This window comes from uncultured Pseudokineococcus sp. (assembly GCF_947495735.1).
In the GTDB taxonomy this organism is placed as follows: Bacteria; Actinomycetota; Actinomycetes; order Actinomycetales; family Quadrisphaeraceae; genus Pseudokineococcus.
Genome location: NZ_CANMAA010000001.1, coordinates 392,623 through 416,707 on the forward strand (window position 1 = coordinate 392,623; position 24,085 = coordinate 416,707).

Here is a 24,085-nt window from a genome sequence, read left to right on the forward strand (position 1 = left end):
CGCCGAGGTCCCCGGCCTGGCCGCTGCTGCGGCTCGAGGGGCGGGGGTCGTCGACGACCGCACGGACGGATGAGCCCGCGCGCGGACGTCGACGGCGGGCTGCGAGCGGCTGCGCCGAGCGCGCCGGCGCAGGTGCCGCGCGTGGCGCCGCAGGCCCCGGCGGGCCCCGCCGGTAGCGTCCCGGCGGTGGAGGCGCACCCGGCAGGACCTGACCGCAGCGACGCCCAGGACGAGGGGGCTCCGGCCACGGCTCCGCCGCCGCGCCGCCGCGTGGCGGTGGTATTCGGCGGGCGCTCCAGCGAGCACGGCATCAGCTGCGTCACCGCCGCGGGCGTGCTGCGCGCGCTGGACCGCGAGCGCTGGGACGTCGTGCCCGTCGGCATCGCCCTCGACGGGCGCTGGGTCCTCGCCGCCGACGACCCCGCGCACTGGGAGCTCTCCGACGGCGTCCTGCCGGTCGTGGACGCCGACCAGGGCCCGGCCGTCCTCGCGCCCCGCTCGCCCGTCGAGCGCGGCCTCGTCGCCCTGGACGCCGGCGACGTGCCGCGCGCTCTCGGCGAGGTCGACGTCGTCCTGCCGCTGCTGCACGGCCCGTTCGGCGAGGACGGCACCCTCCAGGGGCTGCTGGAGATGTCGGACACCCGCTACGTGGGCTCGGGGGTGCTGTCGTCCGCCGTCGCGATGGACAAGCACTACGCCAAGACGGTGCTGGCGGCCGCGGGCATCCCCGTGGGCGCCTGGACCCTGGTGACCGACCGCGCCTGGCTCGCCGACCGCGAGGCGCGCCTGGACGCCGCGCTCGCCGTCGCCGAGGGAGCCGGCGCGAGCGTCGTCTTCGTCAAGCCGTGCCGGGCCGGGTCCTCGATGGGCGTCACGCGCGTGGTGCTCGGCGACGAGCCCGGCGCCCGGCGCGAGGGGGCCCGGGAGGCGCTCGCCGCGGCGGTGGAGGCCGCGCGCGAGCACGACCCCCGGGTTCTCGTCGAGGCCGGCGTGGTCGGGCGGGAGCTGGAGTGCGGCGTCCTCGACGCGCCCGGCGGCGCGGCGCCGCGGGCGTCGGTCGTGGGGGAGGTGGCCGTCACGGACGGCCGTGACTTCTACGACTTCGAGGCGAAGTACCTCGACGACGCGGCCGTGCAGCTGACCTGCCCGGCCGACGTGGACGACGAGGTCGCCGAGGCCGTGCGGGCGACGGCGCTGGCCGCCTTCGAGGCGCTCGGGTGCGAGGGCCTGGCCCGCGTCGACGTGTTCGCCACCCCGGACGGGCGGGTCGTCGTCAACGAGGTGAACACGATGCCCGGCTTCACGCCGTCGTCGATGTTCCCCCGGCTGTGGGCAGCCTCCGGCCTGGACTACCCGGCCCTCGTCGACCGCCTGCTCGAGCTGGCGCTGGAGCGGCGCACCGGCCTGCGCTGACGCCCCGAGGTCCGGCGACGTCCGCGCCGGCTCAGGAGCAGGCGCGCTGGGGCTCCAGGGCGGAGACGGCGCCGCCGAGACCGGGGAGCACGTCGGCGGCGGGGACGTCGCCGACGACGGCGACCTCCGTGGCCGGCGCGCGGCCGTACGTCGTCCAGGGCGGCCCGCCCTCGGGGTCGGAGGCCACCCAGTCGACGCCGTCCACCGACAGGCACGCGTCCGTGGTGGGCCCCGGCAGGGGGACGCCGCAGCGCAGCACCACCTGCCGGGACCGGTCCGCCGAGGCCCAGGCAGCGGTGGACTGGCCGGTCGAGGCGACCCGGGGCAGGCCCCCGAGGTCGCCGACCTCGCGCAGGAGCACCAGGACGGCGGCGCACCCCGGGTCGGTGGCGTCCTCGGCGGCGGGCGCCTCGACGGTCGACCCGCTGCACCCGACCAGGGACGCGGCGAGCAGCCCCGTCAGGAGCGGGGCCGCCGCGCGCGCGACCCCACGGGCGCCCGCGGGGCGCACGACGGCCGTGGCGCGGTGAGCTGGGGAGGGGCGCCTCACGCCACCACGGTGCAGGTGACCGTGCGCGTGATGCCCGGGACCCCCTGCACCTGGGAGGAGACCAGACGCCCGAGCTGTCCCGACGTCGGCGCCTCCACGCGGGCGATGACGTCGTAGGGACCGGTCACGTCCTCCGCGAGCACGACACCGCCGATGGCCGCGAGGGCCGCGGCGACCTCCGACGACCGGCCGACCTGGGTCTGCACGAGCACGTACGCCTGCTCCACGGGGGCACCTCTTCACTCACTGGTCGCGCCGCTGGGCGGCGCCGGGTCGGGACGTCGTCGAGCCCGCCCGGGGGTCCGGGCCTGCGCGGCGCTCCCGCACCCGCCCGGTGGGGCGGTGCGGGCGCGTCGCCGTCGCGGCCCGGTGGGGTCGCGCTCTCGACGGGACGCCGCCGCCGGCGACCGCCGGGACGGGCGCGGGCGACGCTACCGTGAGCGGACCGCCAGACCCCAGCCCGCACCCGCCGCGACCCCACGGCCCGGAGCGGCCCCACGCGGGGCGCCGTCCGAGCGCCCGCCCCGACGACCGGAGGACCCGTGCCCGGAGGAGTCGTGCCCGCAGGAGGGGCGCCCGGAGACGGCGCGCCCGGAGACGGGGCACCAGGACGCCACCGCCGACACGGGCGCGCCGACGACGGCCCGCCCGGCACCGGCGAGGACGCGCTGCTCGAGGGGCTCGTGCCCGAGCTCCCCCCAGGCGACTGGACCGAGCTCGGCCCCGGTGACGACGCCGCGGTCGTGCGCGCCGACGACGGCCGGGTCGTCGTGACGACCGACGCGCTCGTCGCGGAGCGGCACTTCCGGCCCCGCACCGCCTCGCCCGAGGACGTCGGCTGGAAGGCCGCCGCGCAGAACCTCGCGGACGTCGCGGCGATGGGCGCGGTGCCGACGGCCCTGGTCGTCGCGCTGGTCGTCCCCGAGCGCCCGCCGGAGCCCTGGGCGGAGGGGTGGACGACGTCCCTGGCGCGAGGGCTGGCCGCCGCGTGCAGGTCGCTGGACGGAGCGCAGGGCTGCGGCGTCGTCGGGGGCGACCTGACGGGTGGCGACCAGGTCGTCGTCAGCGTCACCGCCCTGGGCGACCTGCGCGGCCTCGCGCCGGTGCGCCGCGACGGCGCCCGCCCGGGCGACCTCGTCGCGCTCGCCGGGGTGCAGGGGCGCTCGGCCGCCGGCCTCGCCGTCCTCGAGCGGCGCGCCCGCCGTGCCGCGGCGGCGTGGGCGGGCAGCCGCGTCGAGTCGGCCGCCGACGAGGGGATCGCGGACCTGGTGCGCGCCCACCGCCGTCCGCGACCGCCCTGCGCGGCGGGCCCGGCGGCGGCCGAGGCCGGCGCCACGGCGATGCTCGACGTCTCCGACGGCCTCGTCCGGGACGCCGGGCGCCTGGCCCGCGCCGGCGCGGTCGTCCTGGACCTGTCGAGCGAGCTCCTCGCGCCCCACCACGAGGCCGTCCTGTCCGTCGCGGACCTGCTGGGCGTCGAGGCGTGGAGGCTCGTCCTCGAGGGGGGCGAGGACCACGGCCTGCTCGCGACCTTCCCCGCCGAGGCGGTGCTGCCCGAGGGCTTCGAGCTCGTCGGCGTCGTGCGGGCGGGCACCGCCCCCGGCGTGCTGGTCGACGGCGAGCCCTACGGCCGCACGGGCGGCTGGGACCACTTCGTCTGACGCCCGCGGGCGCGGCCGGGCGCCGGGGCGGGGGACGACGAAGGGCCGGCACCCCGTGCGGGGTGCCGGCCCTCCTCCAGAGCTCAGGTGCGGGTCAGCGCGTGACCTTGCCGGCCTTGAGGCAGGAGGTGCACACGTTGCGGCGCTTGGGGGTGCCGCCCTCGACCACGCGGACGCGCTGGATGTTCGGCACCCAGCGGCGCTTGGTGCGCCGGTGGGAGTGCGAGATGGAGTGGCCGAAGCCCGGCCCCTTGGCGCAGATGTCGCAGGTGGCAGCCACGGTCTCTCCTGGTGGTGTCTCGGTCGTGCGGGCGGCTCGCTGGTCCGGAGCCGCCCCGGCACGGGCGGGCGTGCGGGTCTGGTGGGCGGTGCTGCTGCGCGGCCCCCGGCTCGTGCCCGTGAGGGCAGCAGGGAACGCGATCGCTCCGAAGAGTAGCCGAGCCGCCCCGCACGCCCAAGTCGCCCGCAGCCGGCGGGGCTCGGGCCGCCGTCCGGGCCCGTGAGGGCTCAGCGGGGCGCGTCGTCCGGGGGCGTCGTCCGGGGCGTCGTCGGGGGCGGCCTCTACTGTGCGCCCCATGGTGGTGGCGGGGACGTCGGCCCCCGCGGCCGCGGGGGCGCCGGCGGGCGACCGGGGGCGGATGGCGGAGCCCCTCGCGCGCGCGGTCGGGGCTCCGACGGCCAAGGCGCTGTCGGCCCACCTGCACCTGGAGACGGTCGGCGACCTGCTGCGCCACTACCCCCGCGACCGCCGCCGGCGCGGGCAGCTCACCGACCTGCGCGGGCTCGAGGTCGACGAGCACGTCACCGTGCTCGCCCGCGTGGCCACGGTCTCGCACCGCCCGATGCGCCAGCGCAGCGGCTGGGTCGTCGACGTCGTCGTCACCGACGGGACGTCGCGGGTGCCCCTGACCTTCTTCCCGCGCCACAAGGGCGCGCTCGCGCACCTCCTGCGCGAGATGGTCGTCGGCCGCGAGGGCCTGTTCTCCGGCAAGGTCGGCCGGTACCGGGAGAAGCTGCAGCTGGTGCACCCCGAGCACCACATGACCGACGAGGGGGAGGGGGCGGTCGAGGGCGCGGCCATGGACGCCTTCCTGACCGGGTCCCTGCCCATCTACCCCGCGGCCCAGGGCGTCCAGAGCTGGACGGTCGCCAAGGCCGTGCAGCTGGTGCTCGAGGTGATGACGGAGGCCGACGCCCCCGACCCGCTGCCCGAGGCGGTCCGTGCGCGCCACGGGTTCCCGAGCCTGCTCGCGGCGCTGCGCTCGGCGCACCTGCCCGCGCAGCCCGAGGACGAGGAGGCGGCGCTGGAGCGGCTGCGCTACGAGGAGGCCTTCGTCCTGCAGGCCGAGCTGGCGCGCCGCCGCCTGCGGGCCGGGGCGCAGACGGCCGTGCCCCGCCCGGCGCTCGCGGAGGGCGGCCTCCTCGCCGCCTTCGACGCCCGGCTGCCCTTCGACCTCACCGACGGCCAGCGGGAGGTGGGGGAGGAGATCGCCGCCGACCTCGCGCGCCCCCACCCGATGCACCGGCTGCTGCAGGGCGAGGTCGGCTCGGGCAAGACGGTCGTCGCGCTGCGCGCCATGCTCTCCGTCGTCGACGCCGGGGGGCAGGCCGCGCTGCTGGCGCCCACCGAGGTCCTCGCCGTCCAGCACCACCGCTCGCTGACGGCCCTGCTGGGCGACCTCGCCGGCGCCGGGAGGCTGGGGGGCGCCGACGTCGCCACGCGCGTCGCGCTGCTCACCGGCAGCCAGGGCGCCCGGGCCCGCCGGGAGTCGCTGCTGGAGGCCGCGAGCGGGCAGGCCGGGATCGTCGTCGGCACCCACGCGCTGCTGCAGGACGCCGTGCAGTTCGCCGACCTCGGCCTCGTCGTCGTCGACGAGCAGCACCGCTTCGGCGTCGAGCAGCGGGACGCGCTGCGCGCCAAGGCGTCCGCCGTGCCGCACCTGCTGGTCATGACGGCGACGCCGATCCCGCGCACCGTGGCCATGACCTCCTTCGGCGACCTCGAGACCTCGGTGCTGCAGGGCCTGCCCGCGGGCCGCTCGCCCATCGCCACCCACGTCGTCCCGGCGGAGAAGGAGGCCTGGGTCGCGCGCATGTGGCAGCGCGTGCGCGAGGAGGTCGACGCCGGGCGCCAGGCCTACGTCGTCTGCCCGACGATCGGCGGCGAGGCGGCCGACGAGGGCCCGGGGGGCGAGCGGGCGCCGGGGAAGGGCTCGACGAAGGGGCCCGCGACGCAGGGCTCCGCGACGAAGGGCTCCTCGACGGAGCAGCCGACGGGCGAGGGGAGGGGCGCTGCCGACGACGAGCGCCCGCTGGTCTCGACGGCCCAGATGGAGGAGGTGCTCGCGGCCGAGCCCTCCCTCGCCGGCGTGCGCCGCGGCCTCCTCCACGGCCGGATGGCGCCCGAGGACAAGGACGCCGCCATGCGCGCCTTCGCGGCCGGCGACGTGGACGTGCTCGTGGCCACGACGGTCGTCGAGGTCGGCGTCGACGTGCCGAACGCGACCTGCATGGTCGTCATGGACGCCGACCGCTTCGGCATCTCCCAGCTGCACCAGCTGCGGGGGCGCGTGGGACGCGGCGGGCACGCGGGCCGGTGCTTCCTGGTCACCCCGCTACCGGAGTCCTCGCCGGCCGTCGGCCGGCTGAGCGCCGTGGCCGGGACGACCGACGGCTTCGAGCTCGCGCAGGTGGACCTGGAGGTGCGCGGGGAGGGCGACGTCCTCGGGGCGCGCCAGTCGGGCGTGCGCTCCTCGCTGCGCCTCCTGCGGGTCGTGCGCGACGCCGACGTCATCGCCGAGGCCCGGGCCGACGCGACCGCGGTGCTGGCCGGGGACCCGGAGCTGGCGGGCCACCCGGCGCTCGCGGGCGCCATCGGGGAGCTGCTGCGCCCGCAGCACGAGATGTTCCTGGAGCGCGGGTGAGGCCTGGAGCGCGGGTGAGCCGCCGGGACCGCGAGGCCCTCGTGCGCGCCGACGGCCTGCTGGTCGGCTACACGGGCGAGCCGGTGTCCCCGCCGACGAGCTTCCGGCTCGACCCGGGGCGCGCGCTGGCGCTCGTCGGGCTCAACGGCGCGGGCAAGACGACCGTGCTGAGGGCCGTGCTGGGCCAGCTCCTGCCGATCGGCGGGTCGCTCGAGGTGCTCGGGCGCGCCGTCGACGAGCGCTCGGTCGCCTTCCGCCGCGACGTGGCGAGCGTGCTGGACGTGGACGCCCACTTCCCCGGGCTCACGGTGCGCGAGCACCTGGACCTCGTGGCGCGCGGCCACGGCGTGCGGGACGCCGACGACGTCGTCGACCAGGTGGTCGCGGACCTCGGCCTCGCGCCGGTGGGCGAGCGGGAGCCCGCCTCGCTGTCCTCCGGCCAGCGGCGCCGCATGCTGCTCGCCGCGGCCTTCGTGCGCCCCCGCCGGCTGCTGGTCCTGGACGAGCCGGAGCAGCGCCTGGACCTCGCCGGCCGCGAGGACGTCGTCGACCGCCTGCTCGAGGAGAAGGAGGCCGGCGTCGGGGTCCTGCTGGCCACGCACGACCCGCTCCTGCTCGAGGAGGTCGCCGACCGGGTGCTCCTGCTGGCCGAGGACGGCGTGCACGCGGTCTCCGCCGCCGAGGCGACGCGGGAGCTCGGGCGATGACGGCCTCGACGGCCGGGCGCGAGACCCCTCCCCGCGACGACGGGGACGGGGGGCACCCCGAGGGCGAGGGGCACCACGGCGACGAGGGGGCAGACGTTCCCGGTCACGTCCTGCGGCCGGTCGCCGACGGACCGGGCACCTCGGCCGCGCAGCTGCGCGCCACCGTCCGCCGCGCGTCGCGACGGGCCGGCGGGGCGAGCCTCGGCGACCTCCTCGGTGACGTCTACGCCGGCGTCTTCGCCGTCGCCCTGTCGCTCCTCGTGCTCTCGGGCTCCCGCGGGCGCGTGGGCGAGCTCGGCGGGGTCACGTCGCTCGGGGCCCCGGTCTCGGGGCCGGGCCTGCCCGCCGAGGTGCTGGCCGCCGCGGCCCTCCTCCTCGTCGTCGGCGGTGTCGTCGGGCTGCTCGCGCGGCTCGGGCCCCTGTCGCTGGCGCCACCGCGGGCGGTGTGGTGGCTGCCGCTGCCCGTCGACCGAGGCCCCCTGCTGCGCCCCGTCCTGCTGCTGCGGGCCGTCGGGGTGGCGCTCGCGGTGGGTGCCGGTGCGTTCGCCGGCCTCCTCCTCGTGCTGCCCGGGTCCACGGGAGTCGGCGCGCTCCTGGGCGCCGCCGGCGCGGCGGCGAACGTCGCCGTCGCGGGGGTCGCGGTCGGCGGTCTCCTGCAGGTCGCGCGCGGGACCGCCGGGCCGCTGGTGCGGGCGGCCGACGTCCTGGTGCTGCTGGCGCCGCTGCTCGTCGTGGCCGCCGCCGTCGTGGACGCCGCGCAGGGAGGAGCCGGCGCGGGCCCCGCCTCGCCGGCGGCGGTCGGTGGCGGGGGCGGGACCCCGGCGGCGCCCGGTGCCGCGGGCGCCACCGCGGTGGTGGCGGCCGTGGTCGTCGCGGTCCTGGCGCGGCGCGCCGGGCGGGCTCCGGCGGCCTCGCTGGCGTCAGCGGGGGCGCTGAGCGCCCACGTCGCCGGCTCCGGCGCCCTGCTCGACACGCGGGCCCTGGGCCGGGTGCTGTCCGAGCCCCCGGGCGCGGTCCGGGCGCGGTCGCGACGCCGCTCGAGCCGGTGGACGCGCCGGGCGCTCGTGCGCGGACCGCGCAGCGCCCTCGTCGTGGCCGACCTGCTCGGCGTCCTGCGCACCCCGCGCCGCACCGTCACGGCGCTCGTGCTGGCGCTCGTCCCGGCGGGGGCGGCGTCCGCGGCCGGCGAGTCGCGCGCCGCCGTGCTGCTGGTGCTCCTCGCGTGCGGCTACGGCGCCGCCACGACCCTCGCCGAGCCGGTCCGCGTCCGGGTGCTGGCCCCCGCCCTGGACGGCGTCCTCCCGGTCTCGCCCGGCGCGGTCGCCGGGGCGCACCTGGGCGCGCTGGTGCTCCTGGGCACGGGCGTCTCCGCCGTCACGGCCGCGGCGCTGTGGCTGCTGGCTCCCGGGGCTCTCCCGCTGGGCCTGGTCGTCGCGACGGGCCCCGGGCTGGCCGCCGCTGCCCTCCGGGGCGCCGCGCGGCCCGAGGTCGACCCCGGCGCCGGGCTGGTGATGACGTCGGCCGGGCCCGTGCCGCTCGGGCTGGTCGCGAGCCTGGTGCGCGGGCCGGACCTCGCCGTCGTCGCGGTGCTCCCGCTCGCCGTCGGGACGCTCGCGCTCGTCGGCGGCGGCCGGCTGCTGCCGGACGCCGAGCTGGTGCTGGTCGCGGTGGCGCTGCTGCTGGCGGCCGGTCTAGGGGCGGTGGCCGCCGCGGGGTCGCGGCCCCCGCAGCCCGAGGCGCCGGACGCCGTCGCCGCGAGCGGGCCCACGAGCCCGGCGGTGCGGACGTGACCCGCCTGGTCGCCGGCTCGGCGGGCGGGCGCACCCTCGTGGTGCCGAGGAGCGGTGCCACCCGTCCGACGTCGGAGCGCGTGCGCGAGGCGCTGTTCAGCCGCTTGGAGCACGAGGGGCTGCTCGACGGCACGCGCGTGCTCGACCTCTACGCCGGCTCCGGCGCGCTCGGGCTCGAGGCGGCCAGCCGCGGGGCGGCGGCCGTCGTCCTCGTCGACGCCGGGCGCGAGGCCGCCCGCGCCTGCCGCCAGAACGTTGAGACGACGGGCCTTCCCGGCGTGGACGTCCGGGAGGCCCCCGTCGAGCGCGTGCTGGCGGCCGAGCCGGGCCCGCCGCTGGAGCAGGGGGCCGACCTCGTGCTGGTCGACCCGCCCTACGACGTGCCCGAGGACGCGCTCGGGGCCGTGCTCGCGGCGCTCGTGGAGCGTCGCTGGCTCGCCGCGGACGCCGTCGTCGTCGTCGAGCGGGCCAAGCGCTCGCCCGAGCCGACCTGGCCGGACGGCCTGTCCCGCTACGCCTCCCGCAAGTACGGGGACACCGTCGTCTGGTTCGCCGAGTACGGCGCCTGAGGCCGCCGGCCCACCTCCGGTGCCGGTGGCCCCAGCACCTCCGGCGCCGGCGCGGCACCGGGGGCGCACCGCCCCGGTCAGCTCGCCGGGTGGCCGGAGGGCTCCGCACCGGCGTCCGCGAGCTCGGCAGGACGCCCTCGGGAGAGCCCGAGCGACAGGACGAGAGCCCCGCCCCAGAGCAGGAACAGCGGGTCCCACAGGTGGGCGTGCCCCCGCATCGCCTCGGCGTCGTAGCCGCCGTCGGGGCGGATCGCGCCCAGGAGCACCGCGTTGCTGACGACCACGTTGACCCCGCCGTAGGCCACCAGCAGCAGCCCGCCCGCCCAGCTCACCGCGCGCCACGGGCGCGGGCGGGAGACCCGGCCGTAGGCCACGGCGACCGGCACGGTCGCGGCGAGCAGCTTGACCAGGGCGACGAGCCCGAGCCCCGCACCAGCCACCGCGGGCGACCGGGCGGAGGCCTCGACCGCCCACTGGCCCACCGTCGCCAGCAGCCACTGCCCTCCCAGCGCCCAGTAGAGGCTGGCCGCGGCGTGCAGGACGCCGGCCGCGGCGGCCAGCCACACCAGGGACCGGCTGAGCCGCAGCCGGCGTCGCGACGTCACCCGGCGCAGGCTAGCCAGCACCTCGCGCGCGGTGGCGACCTCGGCGACCTCGCCTCCGCTCGTCCTCCCGGGGGCGTGGGTGCGGCGAGTCGTCGCCTGCTCGCCTGTGCGGGGGCGTGGGGAGGGCGAGTCGTCGCCCGCTCGCCCCCCGCGGACCGGAGGAGCCGGTCAGACGCGCGGCGACACCGGTGCGACGGGCAGCCCCATCGCGGCGAGCTCGGCGCGCAGGGCCTCGGCGCCGGTGAAGTGCACGGCGCGCAGCCCGACCGAGGCGGCGCCGTCGACGTTGTGGCGCGCGTCGTCGACGAAGGCCGTCCGGGACGCGTCGAGGTCGAAGCGCTCCACGACGCGCCGGAAGAGCGCCGGGTCTGGCTTCGTCAGCCCCTCGACCCCGGAGACGACGACGGCCTCGAAGGCCGAGAGCCCCACGACCCCCTCCAGCAGCGGACGGGCGCGCTCGAAGAGCTCCGCCGACCAGTTGGTCAGCGCCAGCAGGCGCACCCCGGCGCGGTCGAGCTCCTCCAGGACCGCCCGGGTGCCGGGCACGGGGCCCGCGAGGGTGTCGAGGAAGCGGTCGACGTAGGTCTGCGCCACGACCTCGTGCCCGGGGGCGGCCGCCGCCACGTCCGCCACCGAGGCGGCCGTCGAGCGGCCGCCGTCCATCGCGAGGTTCCACGCCCGGAAGTCGACGCGCTCGTGGAAGGCGGCGACGCGCGCGGGGTCCAGGGCCGCCCACGCCCGCTCGGGCTCCCACCGCACGAGGACGTTCCCGAGGTCGAGGACCACGGTCGTGGGTGCCAGGGCGCCGCGGGAGCGGGCGTCGGCGGGAGAGGGCTGCCCGGGGTCGACCACGACGCGAGCGTAGGGGGGACCTCAGGAGTCCAGGCGGACCCCGGAGCCCGGCCCGAGCGGCGTGCCGGTGAGGAAGAAGACGGTCAGGACCGCCACCCACGCCAGCCAGAAGAAGACCGTGAAGGGCAGCATCCTGGAGATGATGCTGCCGAGGCCCGCCTCCGGCTCGTAGCGGCGCAGCATGGTCAGCAGCACGATCATGTAGGGGTTCAGCGGCGTGAGGATCTGCGTCGCGGCGTCGCCGATGCGGAAGGCGCCCTGCGTGAACGCGGGCTCGAACCCGAGCAGCGCGAACAGCGGGACGAACACGGCGGCCATCAGGGTCCACAGCGACGACCCCGAGATGATGAAGAGGTTGAGCACCGAGGCGAGCAGGACGAAGCACAGCACCGCCGGGTAGCCCGTGAGCCCGATCGCCTCGAGCCCGGCCGCCCCCTCCACGGCCAGCCAGGTGCCGACGCCCGACCACGTGAAGAGGGCGATGAAGTTGCCCAGCACGAAGGCCAGCGCGATGAACGGCGCCAGGTCGCGGATGGCGCCCTGCATGAACGCCGGCACGTCGGCGCCGGTGGCGAGCGAGCCCGACACCCGCCCGTAGACCAGCCCGGGCACGGCGAACATCACGAAGACGATGAAGACGATGCTGTCCAGCAGGGGGGACTCGGGCAGGTAGCCCCCGCCCTCGCCCCGCCACGGCGAGCCGGGCAGGAGGACGGCGACGAGCATGACGGCCGCGGCGAGCAGGCCCGCGGCGGCCGCGGCCCGCACCGCCCGCCGCTCGCGCGCCGTCAGGGGTGCGCTCGGGTCGCCGGGCTCCGTCCCGGGCTCCTCCTCGGCGCCCGCTGCGGCGCTGCGTCGTCCCGGCCTGCCGGCTCCCTCGCGGGCGGCGGGCGAGGGCGCGACGCCCGGCGCCGACCCGCCGGCGTCCGCCGCCGCTCCCACGGCGTCGGCCTGCTCCTCCTCGACCTGCTGGCGGGGCACGCCGATCCGCTCCAGGCGCGGCTCGAGCACCTTCGTGATGACGAGCCCGGTCACGACGGTGAGGACCACGGCGGAGACGACGTTGTAGTAGTAGTTCGAGATGGCCGTGACGGGTGCGCCCGGGTCGGGGAGGACCTGCGCGACCGCGGTCGTGATGCCGGCGAACAGAGCGTCGAGGCTGGTCACGACGAAGGACGTCGAGTAGCCGGCGCCCACGGCGGCGAAACCGCCCAGCAGTCCGGCGACGGGGTGGCGACCGGCCGCGCCGAAGACCATGGCGGCCAGCGGCGGCACGATCACGAACGCCGTGTCGGACATGACCGACGCCGTCACCCCGACCGCGCCGACCACGTAGGGCAGCGCCCAGGGCGGCGCCGAGTGGAACAGCATCCGGATGATCGCCGACAGCAGTCCCGAGCGCTCCGCCACGCCGACCGCCAGCAGGATCGTCAGGACGGTCAGCAGCGGCGGGAAGCCGATGAAGTTGGCGCCGAGGTTCGTCGTGAGCCACGTGAGGCCCTCCCCGGTGAGCAGCCCGCGCACCGGGATCGCCTCGTCGGACCCGGGGACCGTGACGCTCACGCCCAGGACGGCGCCCAGGGTCGAGACCAGGGCGATGACCACGAAGAGCCCGACGAAGAGCAGGAACGGCTCGGGCAGCTTGTTGCCCGTGCGCTCCACCCACCCGAGGAGCCGGTCGCCGCGGGTCAGGCCACCCGCGGGGGCGGCGCCCGGGGTGCTCACGCAGCGCTCCCGGCGACCGGGACGTGGTGAGCGGGGGCGTCGAAGTAGGCGGGCACGTCCACGGCGCCGCCCGCGGCCTCGAAGTCGGCGTGCACGGCGGCGCGCAGCTGCGGGTCGGCGAGGTGGTCGAGGAGGACCAGGGCGAGGCCGACGGCCCCGTCGACGACGGCGCGGTCCCCGGCGGGCCCGGCGGCGGCAGCGGCGAACTCCCGCGTGTGCAGGGACGTGCCCGGGTCGCTGACGCCGATCATCGGGTGCAGCGACGGCACGCGGAAGCTGACGTTGCCGAAGTCCGTCGAGGCGGCCAGCAGCGCCGGGACGACGCCGGAGGGCAGCACCGGGCGGCCCCGCTCGGCCATGCGGGCGCCCCAGCGCCCGGCCAGCGGGCCGTTGGCCCGCACGGGGAGCGTGGCGGGGCTCTCGTCCCACGCGAGGTCGACGCCGCACCCGGTCATCAGCGCGGCGCCCCGGCACATGGCGTCGAGCCGCTCGGAGAGGACCCGGAGGGTCTCGGGCCGCTCCGAGCGCAGGTAGAAGAGCATCTGCGCCCGTCCCGGGATGACGTTGGGGCGGTCCCCGCCCTCGGTGACGACGCAGTGCACGCGGTCCGACGGCGGCATCTGCTGCCGGTGCAGGCCCACCGCCTGGTAGGTGAGCGCCACCGCGTCGAGCGCGTTGCGGCCCATGAAGGGCTGCGCGGAGGCGTGGGCCGTCAGGCCCGCGAAGGTGGCGCGCAGCTGGCGGCGCCCCAGGAAGAGGTGGTCGGCGACGTCGTAGCCGAAGGGGTGGACCATGACGGCCGCGTCCACGCCGTCGAGGGCGCCGTGCTGCGCCATCGTCTCCTTGCCGCCGCCGCCCTCCTCGGCCGGCGTGCCCAGCCACCGGACGCCGCCGGGCAGGCGGTCGCCGAGGGCCGCGAGCCCCAGCGCCGCCCCCAGGCCCGCCGCGGCGATGACGTTGTGGCCGCAGCCGTGGCCGATGCCCGGCAGGGCGTCGTACTCGCTCATCACGGCGACGACCGGGGCGTCGGGCCCCCCGCCGCCGCGGACGTCCGCGCGCAGGGCGGTGGGCAGCCCGTGGGCGCCGCGCTCCACGTCCAGGCCGTGCTCGGTCGCGAGGTCGGCGACGACGCCGGCGCTGCGGTGCTCCTCGAAGGCGGTCTCGGGGTGCTCGGCGAGGTCGTGGGAGAGCGCGACGAGCCGGGGTCCCAGCGCCTCGACCGCCTCGACCACCGCCCGGACCAGCTCGGGCGGCGCGCCCTGCGCCGAGGACGACAGCGGCTCGGCGGCGCGGGCTGCGGCGGTCACCTGGGCCTGGACAGCCGCCAGGTAGGCGGGGTCGGGGGGCAGCGGCGCGCCGGAGGTGTCGGCGGGCGGCGTCGGGGTCGGCACGGGGCGGCCTCCGGGCTGGCGGGGGAGCGGACGCGCCACCATCCCCCCGAGCCGGGCGCACCGCAACGCTCCGCCCCAGACCGGGGCAGACGGTCTGGGGCAGGCGCAGGACCCGGCCGCGCAGCGCCGCCCACGGGCGCGCGGGAGGCACACTCGCGGCGTGACCACCGCCGCGTGCCCCGGCTCCTTCGACCCCGTGACGCACGGGCACCTGGACGTGGTCGCCCGCGCGGCGGCCCTGTTCGAGGAGGTCGTGGTGCTCGTCGTGCCGAACCCGTCCAAGCGCGGGCTCCTGGCGCCGGAGCGGCGCGCGGCGCTGCTGGAGGAGGTCCTCCCCGAGGTCCTGGGCGAGGCCGCGGGGCGCGTGCGGGTCCAGCTCGTCCCGGGAGGCCTCCTCGTCGACGCCTGCCGCGACGCCGGGGCCGCGTGCGTCGTCAAGGGCGTGCGCGGGGGAGCGGACGTCGACGCGGAGACGCCGCAGGCGCTGATGAACCGGCACCTGTCCGGCCTGGAGACCCTGCTGCTGCCCGCGGACCCGCGCTGGCAGCACGTCGCCTCCTCCCTCGTCCGTGAGATCGCCCGCCTCGGCGGGGACGTCGACGACCTCGTGCCCCCTGCGGTCGCCCGGGCGGTGCGTGAGGCGCTCGCCGCGGGATGACCGGCGGGGGAACCGCCGCGGCGGTCCCGCGCGTCCGAGCGGGCATGACCTCCCGGACGCAGCGCTGCCGCGCCGTGGCGCCGCTGCTGCTGGCCGCCGGGGCGGTGGCCCTCGCCGCGCCCCTCCTGCTCGCCGGCCCCGCGGCCGCCTCGTGCGCCGGACCGCTCACGCCCGCTGCGCTGCTCGACCGGGGCGCCGACGTCGTCCTGGGCGTGGCCGAGGAGGTGCGCGGCCATCGCGCGCTCCTCGACGTCGAGGAGGTGTGGTCCGGCGAGGACCGCGCGCCGGAGATCCGCGTCGTGACGGGGGAGACCGTGAGGAACGTGCAGAGCTCGACAGACGTGGAGCTCGTCGAGGGGGACCGCTACCTGGTGGCGCTCGACGGGAGTCGCACCTCGGTCTGCTCGGTGCTCGTCGTGGGCGACGGCAGGCCGGTCGCGGGGCAGGTGTCCGTCGCCGAGGTCGAGGCGGCCCGCCCCGCCACCGCACGCGCGCCGGTCGTCGGCGCCGACGCCGGGGACGTGCCGGGACCGCCGTGGGCGGCGGTCGCGGCGGGGGTGCTGGGGTGGGCAGCGATCACCGCCCTGGTGCTCCTCGCGGGGAGCCGGCTGCGCCGCTCCTCCCGGCGGTCGAGGGCGGACGGCGGTCGGCGACCCCTGCGGTAGCCTTGCCGGTCGGTCCGCCCGCCACCGCGGACGGCCGAGGACGACCAGGGCCCCTGACGCCCGACCGCACCGCCGCCGCACCGGCTCCGCCGGGACGTCGGCTCCCGCATCACCACCCCGGCACCGCTCGCGGCGCCGGTGGAGGAGGAACGCCGTGACCACGCTGGACCACCGCTCGCCGCTCGTGCTCGACACGCGCGAGCTCGGTCGTCGTCCCGGTTCGATGCGGCCCGTGCGTCGGACGGTGGAGGCGCCGGCCGACCTCGGCACCGTGGTGGTCGGGGTGGCCGAGGGCAGCCCCGTGGAGCTCGACCTGCGGCTCGAGGCGGTGATGGAGGGCGTGCTCGTGTCGGGGACGGCGCGGGCGACCTCCACCGGTGAGTGCGTGCGGTGCCTGGACCCGCTGGAGCGCGAGCTCGTGGTGGACCTCCAGGAGCTGTACACCTACCCGGGCCGGGCGCCGGAGGACGACGACGGCAGCCAGGAGGACCTGCACGAGCTGGACGGCGACCTCGTCGACGTCGAGCCCGTGCTCCGGGACGCGGTGGTGCTCGCACTGCCGTTCCAGCCGGTGTGCTCGCCGGACTGCCCGGGCCTGTGCGCCGACTGCGGGGTCCGCCTCGCGGACGCGGAGCCGGGGCACCAGCACGACAGCGTCGACCCGCGGTGGGCGGCGCTCCAGAGCATGGCCCTCGACCGGGGCCAGCACACGGAGGAGGACTGACATGGCCGTCCCGAAGCGGAAGATGTCGCGCAGCAACACCCGTCACCGTCGGTCGCAGTGGAAGGCCGAGGCCACGCCGCTGGTCGCCACGGTCGAGAACGGGCGCACCACCTACGCCCGCAGCCACCACGCGCGCGTGGTGACCGACTCGCAGGGCACCCCCCTGTACCTCGAGTACAAGGGCCGCAAGGTCAAGGACCTCTGAGCCTGAGCACTCGCGATCCCCTGAGCGGTACCGACGGCGCCCCCCGGGGCGCGGGCGAGCAGGACGCCTCCGCGGCGCGCCTGCTCGCGCTCGTGCCCGGGGCGCCGGAGCTGGAGGCCCGGCTCGGCCTGACGGTCGAGCCGGGCCTGCTGCTGCAGTCCCTCGTGCACCGCTCGTGGTCCTACGAGCACGACGGCGAGCCGACGAACGAGCGCCTGGAGTTCCTCGGTGACGCCGTCCTCGGCCTGGTCGTGACCGAGGCCCTCTACCGGCGCCACCCCGACCTCCCCGAGGGGCAGCTGGCCAAGCTGCGCGCCTCCGTCGTGAGCTCGCGAGCCCTCTCGGGCGTGGGGCGCGGGCTGGGCCTGGGCGACCACGTCCTCCTGGGCCGCGGCGAGCGGGCCACGGGCGGCCGGGAGAAGACGTCGATCCTGGCCGACACGGTCGAGGCCGTCATCGGCGCCGCGTACCTGTCCCACGGGCTCGACCCGGCCCGCGCCCTGGTGCACCGCCTCGTCGACCCCCTGCTGGCCTCGTCCGCGGCGCTCGGCGCCGGCCTGGACTGGAAGACGAGCCTGCAGGAGCTCTCGGCCGCCCGCGGACTCGGCGCCCCCGCGTACGAGGTGACCGGGGAGGGGCCCGACCACGCGCGCACCTTCACCGCCCACGTGCTGCTCGCGGAGGTCCTGCACGGCCAGGGCGAGGGGCGCAGCAAGAAGGAGGCCGAGCAGCGCGCCGCCGAGGCCGCGTGGCGAGCGCTCGGCGGCACCGGCGAGGACTCCCTCGCCCGGGCGGCGGGCGTCGCTCCCGACGAGGCCTGAGGCGGCGTGCCCGAGCTCCCCGAGGTCGAGGTCGTCCGCCGCGGTCTCGACGCGCACGTCGTCGGGCGCACGGTCACCGACGTCGCCGTGCTGCACCCGCGCCCGGTGCGGCGCCACGTCCTGGGCCCGCTGGACTTCGCGGGCCGCCTCGCCGGCACCCGCGTGGACGCCGCGGTGCGCCGCGGGAAGTACCTGTGGCTCCAGCTCGACTCGGGCGACGCCCTGTCGGCGCACCTGGGCATGAGCGGCCAGATGCTCGTCCAGCGCCCCGACGCCCCCGCCGAGCGGCACCTGCGCGTGCGCCTGGACCTCGACGACGGCCAGCAGCTGCGCTTCGTCGACCAGCGCATGTTCGGCGGCCTCGCGGTGGTGGGGCTGGTGCCGACGCCGGACGGGCTGCCCGCCGGGACGTCCGCGGCCGGGCCGTCGGACCCGCTGCTGCCGCCGGAGGTGGCGCACGTCGGGCGCGACCCGCTGGACCCGCACCTGGACCTCGAGCGGCTGGTCGACCGGGTCCGGGCGCGGCGCACCGGCGTCAAGCGGGCCCTGCTGGACCAGACGCTGGCCTCGGGCGTCGGCAACATCTACGCCGACGAGGCGCTCTGGCGCTCCCGCCTGCACTACGCCCGGCCCACCGACACGCTGACCCGCCCGGCGGTGCGCCGGCTCGTCGCGGACGTCGCCGCCGTGATGGCCGAGGCGCTCGAGCAGGGCGGCACGAGCTTCGACGCCCTCTACGTCAACGTCAACGGCGCCAGCGGGTACTTCGACCGCTCGCTGGCCGCCTACGGCCAGGAGGGCGAGCCGTGCCCTCGGTGCGGCGCCGCCATCACCCGGGAGGCCTTCATGAACCGCAGCTCCTACCGCTGCCCCCGCTGCCAGCCCGTCCCGCGGAACGCGCGGTGGTGACCGGCGAGGAGGCCACCGCTGACGACGGCGGCCAGGTGCGGCTGCTCGCCCACGTGCGCGGGCAGGTGCAGGGCGTCGGCTTCCGCTGGTGGACGCGCGCCCGCGCCCTGGAGCTGCGCCTGCAGGGCTCGGCCCGCAACCTGCCCGACGGCCGCGTCGAGGTGAGCGCGCAGGGCCCGCGCGCGGCGTGCGAGCAGCTGCTGGCCCTGCTCGAGGCCGCCGACGGCGACGAGGCCTCCCGCCGTCGCCCCGGGGCGGTGACCGGGGTCGCCGTCCAGTGGATGGCGCCCAAGGACGTGCCGCCCGGCTTCGTCGAGCTCTGAGGCGCTCGAGCCTCGGCACGGGCGGCGGGATCCATCCCGCCTCCCGTGCAGGGGCTCACGCCGAGAGGTGACGGCGCAGGACCGCGACGACGCGCGCGGCGTCGACGCGCAGGGCGCGGGCGGCAGGCGCAGCAGCACCTCGCCCGGGCGTGCCACCTCGGCCGCCCGCAGGAGGTCGTCGTACCAGCGCCCCTCCTCGACGTGGCCCACGCCGTCGACCTCCAGCAGGAGCCGCCGGCCGTCGGGCAGCAGCCACTCGGCGTCCAGGTAGCGGCGACGGCCGGAGGCGTCCTCGCGGACCTGCTGGCGCAGCGGCACCGGGAGTCCGGCGGTGCGGCACAGGCGGGCGAGGTCCACCTCCGCCATGGACCCGGACCCGGCCTCGACGTCGTGGAGGACGGCGCGCAGCGCGGCGCGGTGGCGGAGCGGCCCGGCGGCGAGGAGCTCGACGCGGAGGCGGGGCGCCGTCGTCAGCCGCTGCTGGACGACGGCGGCGACAAGCCCGCCCGCGCTGCGCGGACCGGCGCACGAGCCGGCGGCGTCCACGGCGGCCCGGGCGACGTCGTGCACCGGCAGCCCGCGGCGGGTCCGGACCTCCGCGCAGCGCGTCGAGGTCGACAGCCGCGCGCCCGGTGCCCGTCGTCGTCCCCGGCCGGCCGGCACGACGAGGTGGACGGCCTCGCGCTCCCAGCCCCGCAGGCCGTGGACCTCCGGCGCCGTCCAGCTGCTGAGGGCGCCGGCGGGGCTCGTCAGGACGGCGGCCCACAGGTGCTCGTCCCGACCGAGGGGCCCGGAGTGCAGCACGACGACGTCGTCCCCGACGCGCTGCCAGGCCGCGCTGCGCACCCGGAGCCGCTCCGCGTCCGCGTCGACGCCGTGCGCGCGCAGCTGGGCACGGGAGAGGCACCGCGCCTGGCGCTGCGCGAGCAGCTCCAGCGCCCGGGGCAGAGGACGACGTCGCACGGCGCGCAGCGTGCCGCGGGCCGCCGCACGGCGCCCGGGTGCCTGTGGACGACCGGGGCGCTCGGCGAGTCTCTGCACGGGCGGCGGGACCCATCCCGCCGCCCGTGCAGGGGCTCGGTCGCCGCGACTGGCCGGTAGGGTCCCCGGCGCGCAGGGACGGACCACCGGGAAGGGCGGACGTGCACCTCAAGACGCTCGTCATGAAGGGCTTCAAGTCCTTCGCCTCCACCACGACCCTGCGCCTGGAGCCGGGCATCACCTGCGTGGTGGGCCCCAACGGGTCCGGCAAGTCCAACGTCGTGGACGCCCTCGCGTGGGTCATGGGCGAGCAGGGCGCCAAGAGCCTGCGCGGCGGGTCGATGCAGGACGTCATCTTCGCGGGCACGGCGGGCAAGGACGGCGCTCCCGGGCGCCCCCCGCTGGGCCGCGCCGAGGTCTCGCTGACCATCGACAACACCGACGGCGCCCTGCCGATCGACTACACCGAGGTCACCATCTCGCGGACGATGTTCCGCAGCGGCGGCAGCGAGTACGCCGTCAACGGCAACCCGGCCCGGCTGCTGGACGTGCAGGAGCTGCTGTCGGACAGCGGCATCGGCCGGGAGATGCACGTCATCGTCGGTCAGGGGCAGCTCGACGCCGTCCTGCACGCGACGCCGGAGGACCGGCGCGGCTTCGTCGAGGAGGCCGCCGGCGTCCTCAAGCACCGGCGCCGCCGCGAGAAGGCCGTGCGCAAGCTCGACGCCATGCAGGCCAACCTGGCTCGGCTGCAGGACCTCACGGGCGAGGTGCGCCGCCAGCTCGGCCCGCTCGGCCGCCAGGCGCAGGTGGCCCGTCGCGCGCAGCTCGTGCAGCTCGAGGCGCGGGACGCGCGGGCGCGGCTGCTCGCCGACGACATCGCCCAGCTGCGCGCCCTGCTGGCCCAGGACGCCGCCGACGACTCCGCGCTGCGGGCGCGGCGCGCGGAGGTCGAGCGGGACCTCGCGGCGGTCCGCGAGGAGCTGGCGGACACCGACGCGCGGTCGGCGGCCGCGGCGCCGGCGCTGGCCGCGGCCGAGGAGGCCCCGCACCGCCTCGGGCGGGTCCGCGAGCGGCTCCGGGGCACCGCCGAGCTGGCGGAGGAGCGCCAGCGCCTGCTCGGCGTCGAGGAGGGCCCCCCGGGAGGCCCCGACCCGGCCGAGCTCGGGGCCCAGGCCGAGCGCCTGCGCGCCCAGGCGAGCGAGCTGGAGGGCGAGGTGGCGTCGGCCCGCGCGGCCCTGCAGCGGGCCGAGGGGGCGCGCGGCGCCGCCGAGGACGAGCTCGCCGAGCAGGAGCGGCGCGTGGCCGCTCTGGCGCGCGCGGCGGCGGACCGCCGGGAGGGGCTGGCCCGCCTGTCCGGGCAGGTCGCCGCCCGGCGCAGCCGCCTCGAGGCGGGCCGGGCCGAGGTCGGCCGCCTGGGCGAGGCGCTCGCCGGGGCCGCCGCCCGGGGCCGGGACGCCGAGCGCGAGCACTCGCTGCTGGAGACGCAGGTGGCCGACGTCGAGGAGGGCGAGGAGGGCCTCGACGACGCGCACGAGCAGGCCGCCGACGCGCTCGCGCGCGCGACCGAGGACCTCGAGCGGGCCCGGGAGGACGAGCGGACCGCCGAGGGGGACCGGGCGAGCGCGAGCGCGCGGGTCGAGGCGCTCGAGCTGGGCCTGGCGCGGCGCGACGGCTCCGCCGCGCTGCTCGCGGCGGGGGAGCGGCTGCCCGGCGTGCTCGGGCCGGTCACCGAGCTGCTCACCGTGCGCCCGGGCTACGAGGACGCCGTCGCCGCCGCGCTGCGGGGAGCGGCGGACGGCGTGGCCGTGGAGAGCCTCCTCGTCGCCGTGGACGCGCTGCGCCTGCTGCACGACGACGACGCCGGCACGGCCGCGCTGCTCGTCGCCGGCGGCAGCGGCAGCGGCAGCGACGACGCGTCCTCGGCGGGGGCGCTGCTGGCTGCGGTCGCGGCGCCGGAGGACGAGGCGGTCGCCGTGCTCGACGTCGTCAGCGCGCGCCCGGAGGCCGAGGCCGTCGTGGCGCGCCTGCTCGCGCGCGCCGTCGTCGTCCCCGGCCTGGCGCAGGCGCGCGCCCTCCTGGAGCGGGCGGCCGCGGCCGAGGGGACCCCGGACCTGCTCGTCGTCACGCGCGGCGGCGACTGCCTCGACCGCGACCGGGTCCGCGGGGGGTCCTCCGCGGAGGCGAGCCTGCTGGGCGTGCAGGCGGCCGCCGACGAGGCGAGGGCGGCCGTGGCGGACGCCGTCGCCCGCGGGGAGCGCGCACGCTTCGCCCTCGCCGCGGCGACGACGGCCCGCGCGGAGGCCTCCGAGGCCGTCGACGCCGCGCTCGAGCGCCTCCACGAGTCCGACGCGCGGCTGTCGGCCGTGGCGGAGCGGCTGGGCTCCCTCGGCGCCGCGGCCCGCTCGGCGGCGGCGGAGGCCGAGCGCCTCCAGCGCTCGCTCGCGACGGCGCAGGAGGCCGCGGCCGAGGACGAGCGCGCCCTGGCCGAGCTCGACGAGCGGCTGGCGCAGGCGCAGCAGCAGCCGGTCGAGGCCGACGCGGAGGACGCCGCGGCCCAGCAGTCGCGTCGCGAGGAGCTCGCCGCGGCGGCCAGGGCCGCCCGGACAGCCGAGACCGAGGCCCGTCTGGCCCTGCGCACCGGGGAGGAGCGCGCGCGGGCCCTCGCGGCGCGCGTGGAGGGTGCCGAGCGCGCCCGTCGCCGGGAGGAGGAGGCGCGCGCCCGGGCCGCCGAGCGGGCGGCGGTGCGGCGCCGCGACGCCGCCGTCGCCGCGGCCGTGGCCACCGGTGCCCGGGTCGCCCTGGAGCGCTGCGCCTCAGCGCTGGCCCGCGCGGAGGACGAGCGGGCCGCGGCGCAGGACGCCCGCCGCGAGCGGGCCGAGGCGTCCGGCGCGGCTCGCCGCCGCCAGGAGGCGCTGGCGGCCGAGCTCGCGGAGCTGACCGACGCCGTGCACCGCGACGAGGTCGCCCGCGCCCAGCAGCGGCTGCGGCTCGAGCAGCTCGAGGAGCGCAGCACCGCCGAGCTGGGCACGGACCCCGACGTCCTCGTCGAGGAGCACGGGCCGCACCAGCCCGTGCCGGTGCTCTCGGCGCCCGACGAGGCCCCCGCCCCCGAGGGCGACGCCGCGGACGGCGCCGAGGACGACGACCGGGACGACAACCGGCCGCGCACGACGCCGTACGTCCGGGCCGAGCAGGAGAAGCGGCTGCGCCGGGCGGAGCGGGCGCTGGCGCAGCTGGGCAAGGTCAACCCGCTGGCGCTGGAGGAGTTCGCGGCCCTGGAGGAGCGCCACACCTTCCTCGTCGAGCAGCTCGACGACCTCACCCGCTCGCGCCAGGACCTGCTCGGCATCGTGGCCGACGTCGACGCCCGCGTGCAGCGGGTCTTCGCCGAGGCCTACGAGGACGTCGCCGCCGCCTTCGAGCGGGTCTTCGCCCGCCTGTTCCCCGGCGGCGAGGGACGCCTGGTCCTCACCGACCCGAGCGACATGCTCACGACCGGGATCGAGGTCGAGGCCCGCCCCGCGGGCAAGCGCGTGAAGCGGCTGTCCCTGCTGTCCGGCGGCGAGCGGTCCCTGGCCGCCGTGGCCTTCCTCGTGGCCATCTTCACGGCGCGACCCAGCCCCTTCTACGTGCTCGACGAGGTCGAGGCGGCCCTGGACGACACCAACCTGGGCCGGCTCATCACGGTGATGGAGGAGCTGCGCGCCTCGAGCCAGCTGGTCGTCATCACCCACCAGAAGCGCACGATGGAGGTCGCCGACGCCCTCTACGGCGTCACCATGCGCGGGGACGGCGTCACGACCGTGGTGAGCCAGCGCCTGCGCGACGTGGCGCCGGCCTGACGTCGGGCTCGCCGGGCGCCCTCCCGCGTCAGCCCCTGCGGGTCAGGCCTCGCGGGAAGGGGACGCGTCGGGCGCCTCCGACGGCGGGCTGACGGGAGGCGCGAGGCCGACGTGGTCCGGGTCGTGCGCGGCGGCGGTGGTCCCGCGGACCACGACGTCGGCCCGCTCCCAGGTGCGCTGAGCGGCGACGAACGGGATCTCCTGCGCCAGCCACTCGTGCCAGGAGGCGGTCGCCTCCTCGGCGTCGCCGTTCTCGCCGGCGGCGACGTCGCGGGCGATGGCGCGCCGCTCGGCCTCGGCGGCGTCGGACTGCACCCGCACCACGGCGTCCAGCAGGTGCGCCAGCTCGCGCCGTCCGGCGCCCACGCCCTCCACGAGCACCAGGTCGAGCCCCGCGGGAACCACGAGCGCCCCGGGCCGGCCCCGGGCCCGCCAGCCCGGCGGGCGGTAGCGCACCGCCTCGCCGCGGCGCAGCGGCTCGAGCACGTCGCGCGCGAGCAGGCCCTCCCAGTCGAAGGACGAGTGGTGCCAGGCGACGTCGTCGGTGTGCACGACCGCCGACCGGGGGACCGCGGCGTGCCGCTGCGCCGCGAGCGTGGACTTGCCGCCGCCCCCGCGGCCGTCGACCGCGACGACGCGCGGTCGTCGCTCCACCGGGCCGGCGGCCTCGAGCAGCAGGCGCACCAGCGCGTCGACCGGCTCGACCCGCCAGGGCCCGGCGACCGGTTCTCCCTCCAGCGGACGCAGCTCCACGCCGGGCAGCCCAG

At 78.4% G+C, this 24,085-nt stretch carries 22 protein-coding genes; 14 read left to right on the forward strand and 8 right to left on the reverse strand.

The window, feature by feature from the left end; all coding sequences use genetic code 11:
• The first annotated feature begins 69 nt into the window (after positions 1-69).
• Complete coding sequence (locus Q0848_RS01610; RefSeq protein WP_299033846.1) at positions 70-1,413, forward strand: D-alanine--D-alanine ligase family protein; 1,344 nt, start codon at positions 70-72, stop codon at positions 1,411-1,413.
• A 31-nt stretch (positions 1,414-1,444) separates the two neighbouring features.
• On the opposite strand, the gene Q0848_RS01615 is transcribed toward Q0848_RS01610, so the two are convergent.
• Together Q0848_RS01615 and Q0848_RS01620 are read right to left on the reverse strand one after the other, a co-directional pair.
• Complete coding sequence (locus Q0848_RS01615; RefSeq protein ID WP_299033849.1) at positions 1,445-1,963, reverse strand: DUF3515 family protein; 519 nt, start codon at positions 1,961-1,963, stop codon at positions 1,445-1,447.
• Positions 1,960-2,190 (reverse strand): Lrp/AsnC family transcriptional regulator, encoded by a 231-nt coding sequence (locus Q0848_RS01620; RefSeq protein WP_299033851.1) that lies wholly within the window; start codon positions 2,188-2,190, stop codon positions 1,960-1,962. The genes Q0848_RS01615 and Q0848_RS01620 overlap by 4 nt, the downstream gene beginning before the upstream one ends.
• Positions 2,191-2,505: 315 nt before the next feature.
• Here Q0848_RS01620 and Q0848_RS01625 point away from each other — a divergent pair, with 315 nt between their 5' ends.
• The gene (locus Q0848_RS01625) at positions 2,506-3,624 is read left to right on the forward strand and encodes a thiamine-phosphate kinase (RefSeq protein WP_299033855.1); all 1,119 of its coding nucleotides are present in this window, start codon (positions 2,506-2,508) and stop codon (positions 3,622-3,624) included.
• 94 nt (positions 3,625-3,718) lie between these two features.
• Here the strand turns inward: Q0848_RS01625 and rpmB are convergent, their stop codons facing one another.
• Positions 3,719-3,904 carry a 50S ribosomal protein L28 gene (gene rpmB / locus Q0848_RS01630; protein ID WP_299033858.1) on the reverse strand — a complete coding sequence of 62 codons (186 nt, stop codon included), beginning with the start codon at positions 3,902-3,904 and terminating at the stop codon, positions 3,719-3,721.
• 358 nt (positions 3,905-4,262) lie between these two features.
• Between rpmB and Q0848_RS01635 the strand changes: the two genes are divergently transcribed.
• Genes Q0848_RS01635 through rsmD form a run of 4 tightly spaced genes read left to right on the forward strand, consistent with a single transcriptional unit; the run spans position 4,263 to position 9,614 of the window.
• The gene (locus tag Q0848_RS01635) at positions 4,263-6,548 is read left to right on the forward strand and encodes an ATP-dependent DNA helicase RecG (RefSeq protein WP_366146371.1); all 2,286 of its coding nucleotides are present in this window, start codon (positions 4,263-4,265) and stop codon (positions 6,546-6,548) included.
• Positions 6,549-6,562: 14 nt separating this feature from the next.
• A complete protein-coding gene (locus Q0848_RS01640; protein ID WP_299033864.1) occupies positions 6,563-7,255 on the forward strand; it encodes an ABC transporter ATP-binding protein in 693 nt (230 codons plus the stop codon).
• Entirely contained in the window at positions 7,252-9,045 is a 1,794-nt protein-coding gene (locus Q0848_RS01645; protein ID WP_299033867.1) for a DUF6297 family protein, read from the forward strand. The genes Q0848_RS01640 and Q0848_RS01645 overlap by 4 nt, the downstream gene beginning before the upstream one ends.
• Positions 9,042-9,614 (forward strand): 16S rRNA (guanine(966)-N(2))-methyltransferase RsmD, encoded by a 573-nt coding sequence (gene rsmD / locus Q0848_RS01650; RefSeq protein WP_299033870.1) that lies wholly within the window; start codon positions 9,042-9,044, stop codon positions 9,612-9,614. The genes Q0848_RS01645 and rsmD overlap by 4 nt, the downstream gene beginning before the upstream one ends.
• Positions 9,615-9,691: 77 nt before the next feature.
• On the opposite strand, the gene Q0848_RS01655 is transcribed toward rsmD, so the two are convergent.
• The 4 genes from Q0848_RS01655 to Q0848_RS01670 all read right to left on the reverse strand — a co-directional run bounded on the left by Q0848_RS01655 (position 9,692) and on the right by Q0848_RS01670 (position 14,187).
• The gene (locus tag Q0848_RS01655; RefSeq protein WP_299033873.1) at positions 9,692-10,219 is read right to left on the reverse strand and encodes a DUF3995 domain-containing protein; all 528 of its coding nucleotides are present in this window, start codon (positions 10,217-10,219) and stop codon (positions 9,692-9,694) included.
• Between the two features lie 168 nt (positions 10,220-10,387).
• Entirely contained in the window at positions 10,388-11,071 is a 684-nt protein-coding gene (locus Q0848_RS01660; RefSeq protein WP_299033876.1) for an HAD family hydrolase, read from the reverse strand.
• Positions 11,072-11,092: 21 nt separating this feature from the next.
• Entirely contained in the window at positions 11,093-12,796 is a 1,704-nt protein-coding gene (locus tag Q0848_RS01665; RefSeq protein ID WP_299033878.1) for an AbgT family transporter, read from the reverse strand.
• Positions 12,793-14,187 (reverse strand): amidohydrolase, encoded by a 1,395-nt coding sequence (locus tag Q0848_RS01670; RefSeq protein WP_299033881.1) that lies wholly within the window; start codon positions 14,185-14,187, stop codon positions 12,793-12,795. Before Q0848_RS01670 ends, Q0848_RS01665 begins: the two co-directional genes overlap by 4 nt.
• A 160-nt stretch (positions 14,188-14,347) precedes the next feature.
• On the opposite strand from Q0848_RS01670, the gene coaD reads away from it, so the two are divergent.
• From coaD to smc, 8 genes are all read left to right on the forward strand, one after another.
• Positions 14,348-14,845, forward strand: a complete 498-nt coding sequence (gene coaD / locus Q0848_RS01675) for a pantetheine-phosphate adenylyltransferase (RefSeq protein ID WP_299033884.1) — start codon at positions 14,348-14,350, stop codon at positions 14,843-14,845.
• A gap of 44 nt (positions 14,846-14,889) precedes the next feature.
• A complete protein-coding gene (locus Q0848_RS01680) occupies positions 14,890-15,510 on the forward strand; it encodes a hypothetical protein (RefSeq protein ID WP_299033887.1) in 621 nt (206 codons plus the stop codon).
• 154 nt (positions 15,511-15,664) lie between these two features.
• Positions 15,665-16,234 (forward strand): DUF177 domain-containing protein, encoded by a 570-nt coding sequence (locus tag Q0848_RS01685; protein WP_299033890.1) that lies wholly within the window; start codon positions 15,665-15,667, stop codon positions 16,232-16,234.
• 1 nt (position 16,235) lies between these two features.
• Positions 16,236-16,439: a 50S ribosomal protein L32 gene (rpmF, locus tag Q0848_RS01690; protein WP_171202927.1), complete on the forward strand. Its 204-nt coding sequence runs from the start codon at positions 16,236-16,238 to the stop codon at positions 16,437-16,439.
• A 92-nt stretch (positions 16,440-16,531) separates the two neighbouring features.
• The gene (gene rnc, locus Q0848_RS01695; RefSeq protein WP_299033893.1) at positions 16,532-17,260 is read left to right on the forward strand and encodes a ribonuclease III; all 729 of its coding nucleotides are present in this window, start codon (positions 16,532-16,534) and stop codon (positions 17,258-17,260) included.
• Between the two features lie 6 nt (positions 17,261-17,266).
• The gene (gene mutM / locus Q0848_RS01700) at positions 17,267-18,169 is read left to right on the forward strand and encodes a bifunctional DNA-formamidopyrimidine glycosylase/DNA-(apurinic or apyrimidinic site) lyase (protein ID WP_299033896.1); all 903 of its coding nucleotides are present in this window, start codon (positions 17,267-17,269) and stop codon (positions 18,167-18,169) included.
• A complete protein-coding gene (locus Q0848_RS18955; RefSeq protein WP_366146372.1) occupies positions 18,166-18,492 on the forward strand; it encodes an acylphosphatase in 327 nt (108 codons plus the stop codon). Before mutM ends, Q0848_RS18955 begins: the two co-directional genes overlap by 4 nt.
• 1,142 nt (positions 18,493-19,634) lie before the next feature.
• Positions 19,635-23,318 (forward strand): chromosome segregation protein SMC, encoded by a 3,684-nt coding sequence (gene smc, locus Q0848_RS01710; RefSeq protein ID WP_299033900.1) that lies wholly within the window; start codon positions 19,635-19,637, stop codon positions 23,316-23,318.
• Between the two features lie 42 nt (positions 23,319-23,360).
• On the opposite strand, the gene Q0848_RS01715 is transcribed toward smc, so the two are convergent.
• Entirely contained in the window at positions 23,361-24,071 is a 711-nt protein-coding gene (locus tag Q0848_RS01715; protein WP_299033901.1) for a hypothetical protein, read from the reverse strand.
• Positions 24,072-24,085: the final 14 nt, after the last annotated feature.

What these genes read in the sequence shown, in the direction of transcription:
- Q0848_RS01610 (WP_299033846.1), top strand. Translation starts at nt 70, where the DNA reads ATGAGCCCGCGCGCGGACGTCGACGGCGGGCTGCGAGCGGCTGCGCCG.
- Q0848_RS01635 (WP_366146371.1), top strand. Translation starts at nt 4,263, where the DNA reads ATGGCGGAGCCCCTCGCGCGCGCGGTCGGGGCTCCGACGGCCAAGGCG.
- Q0848_RS01645 (WP_299033867.1), top strand. Translation starts at nt 7,252, where the DNA reads ATGACGGCCTCGACGGCCGGGCGCGAGACCCCTCCCCGCGACGACGGG.
- Q0848_RS01680 (WP_299033887.1), top strand. Translation starts at nt 14,890, where the DNA reads ATGACCTCCCGGACGCAGCGCTGCCGCGCCGTGGCGCCGCTGCTGCTG.
- rpmF (WP_171202927.1), top strand. Translation starts at nt 16,236, where the DNA reads ATGGCCGTCCCGAAGCGGAAGATGTCGCGCAGCAACACCCGTCACCGT.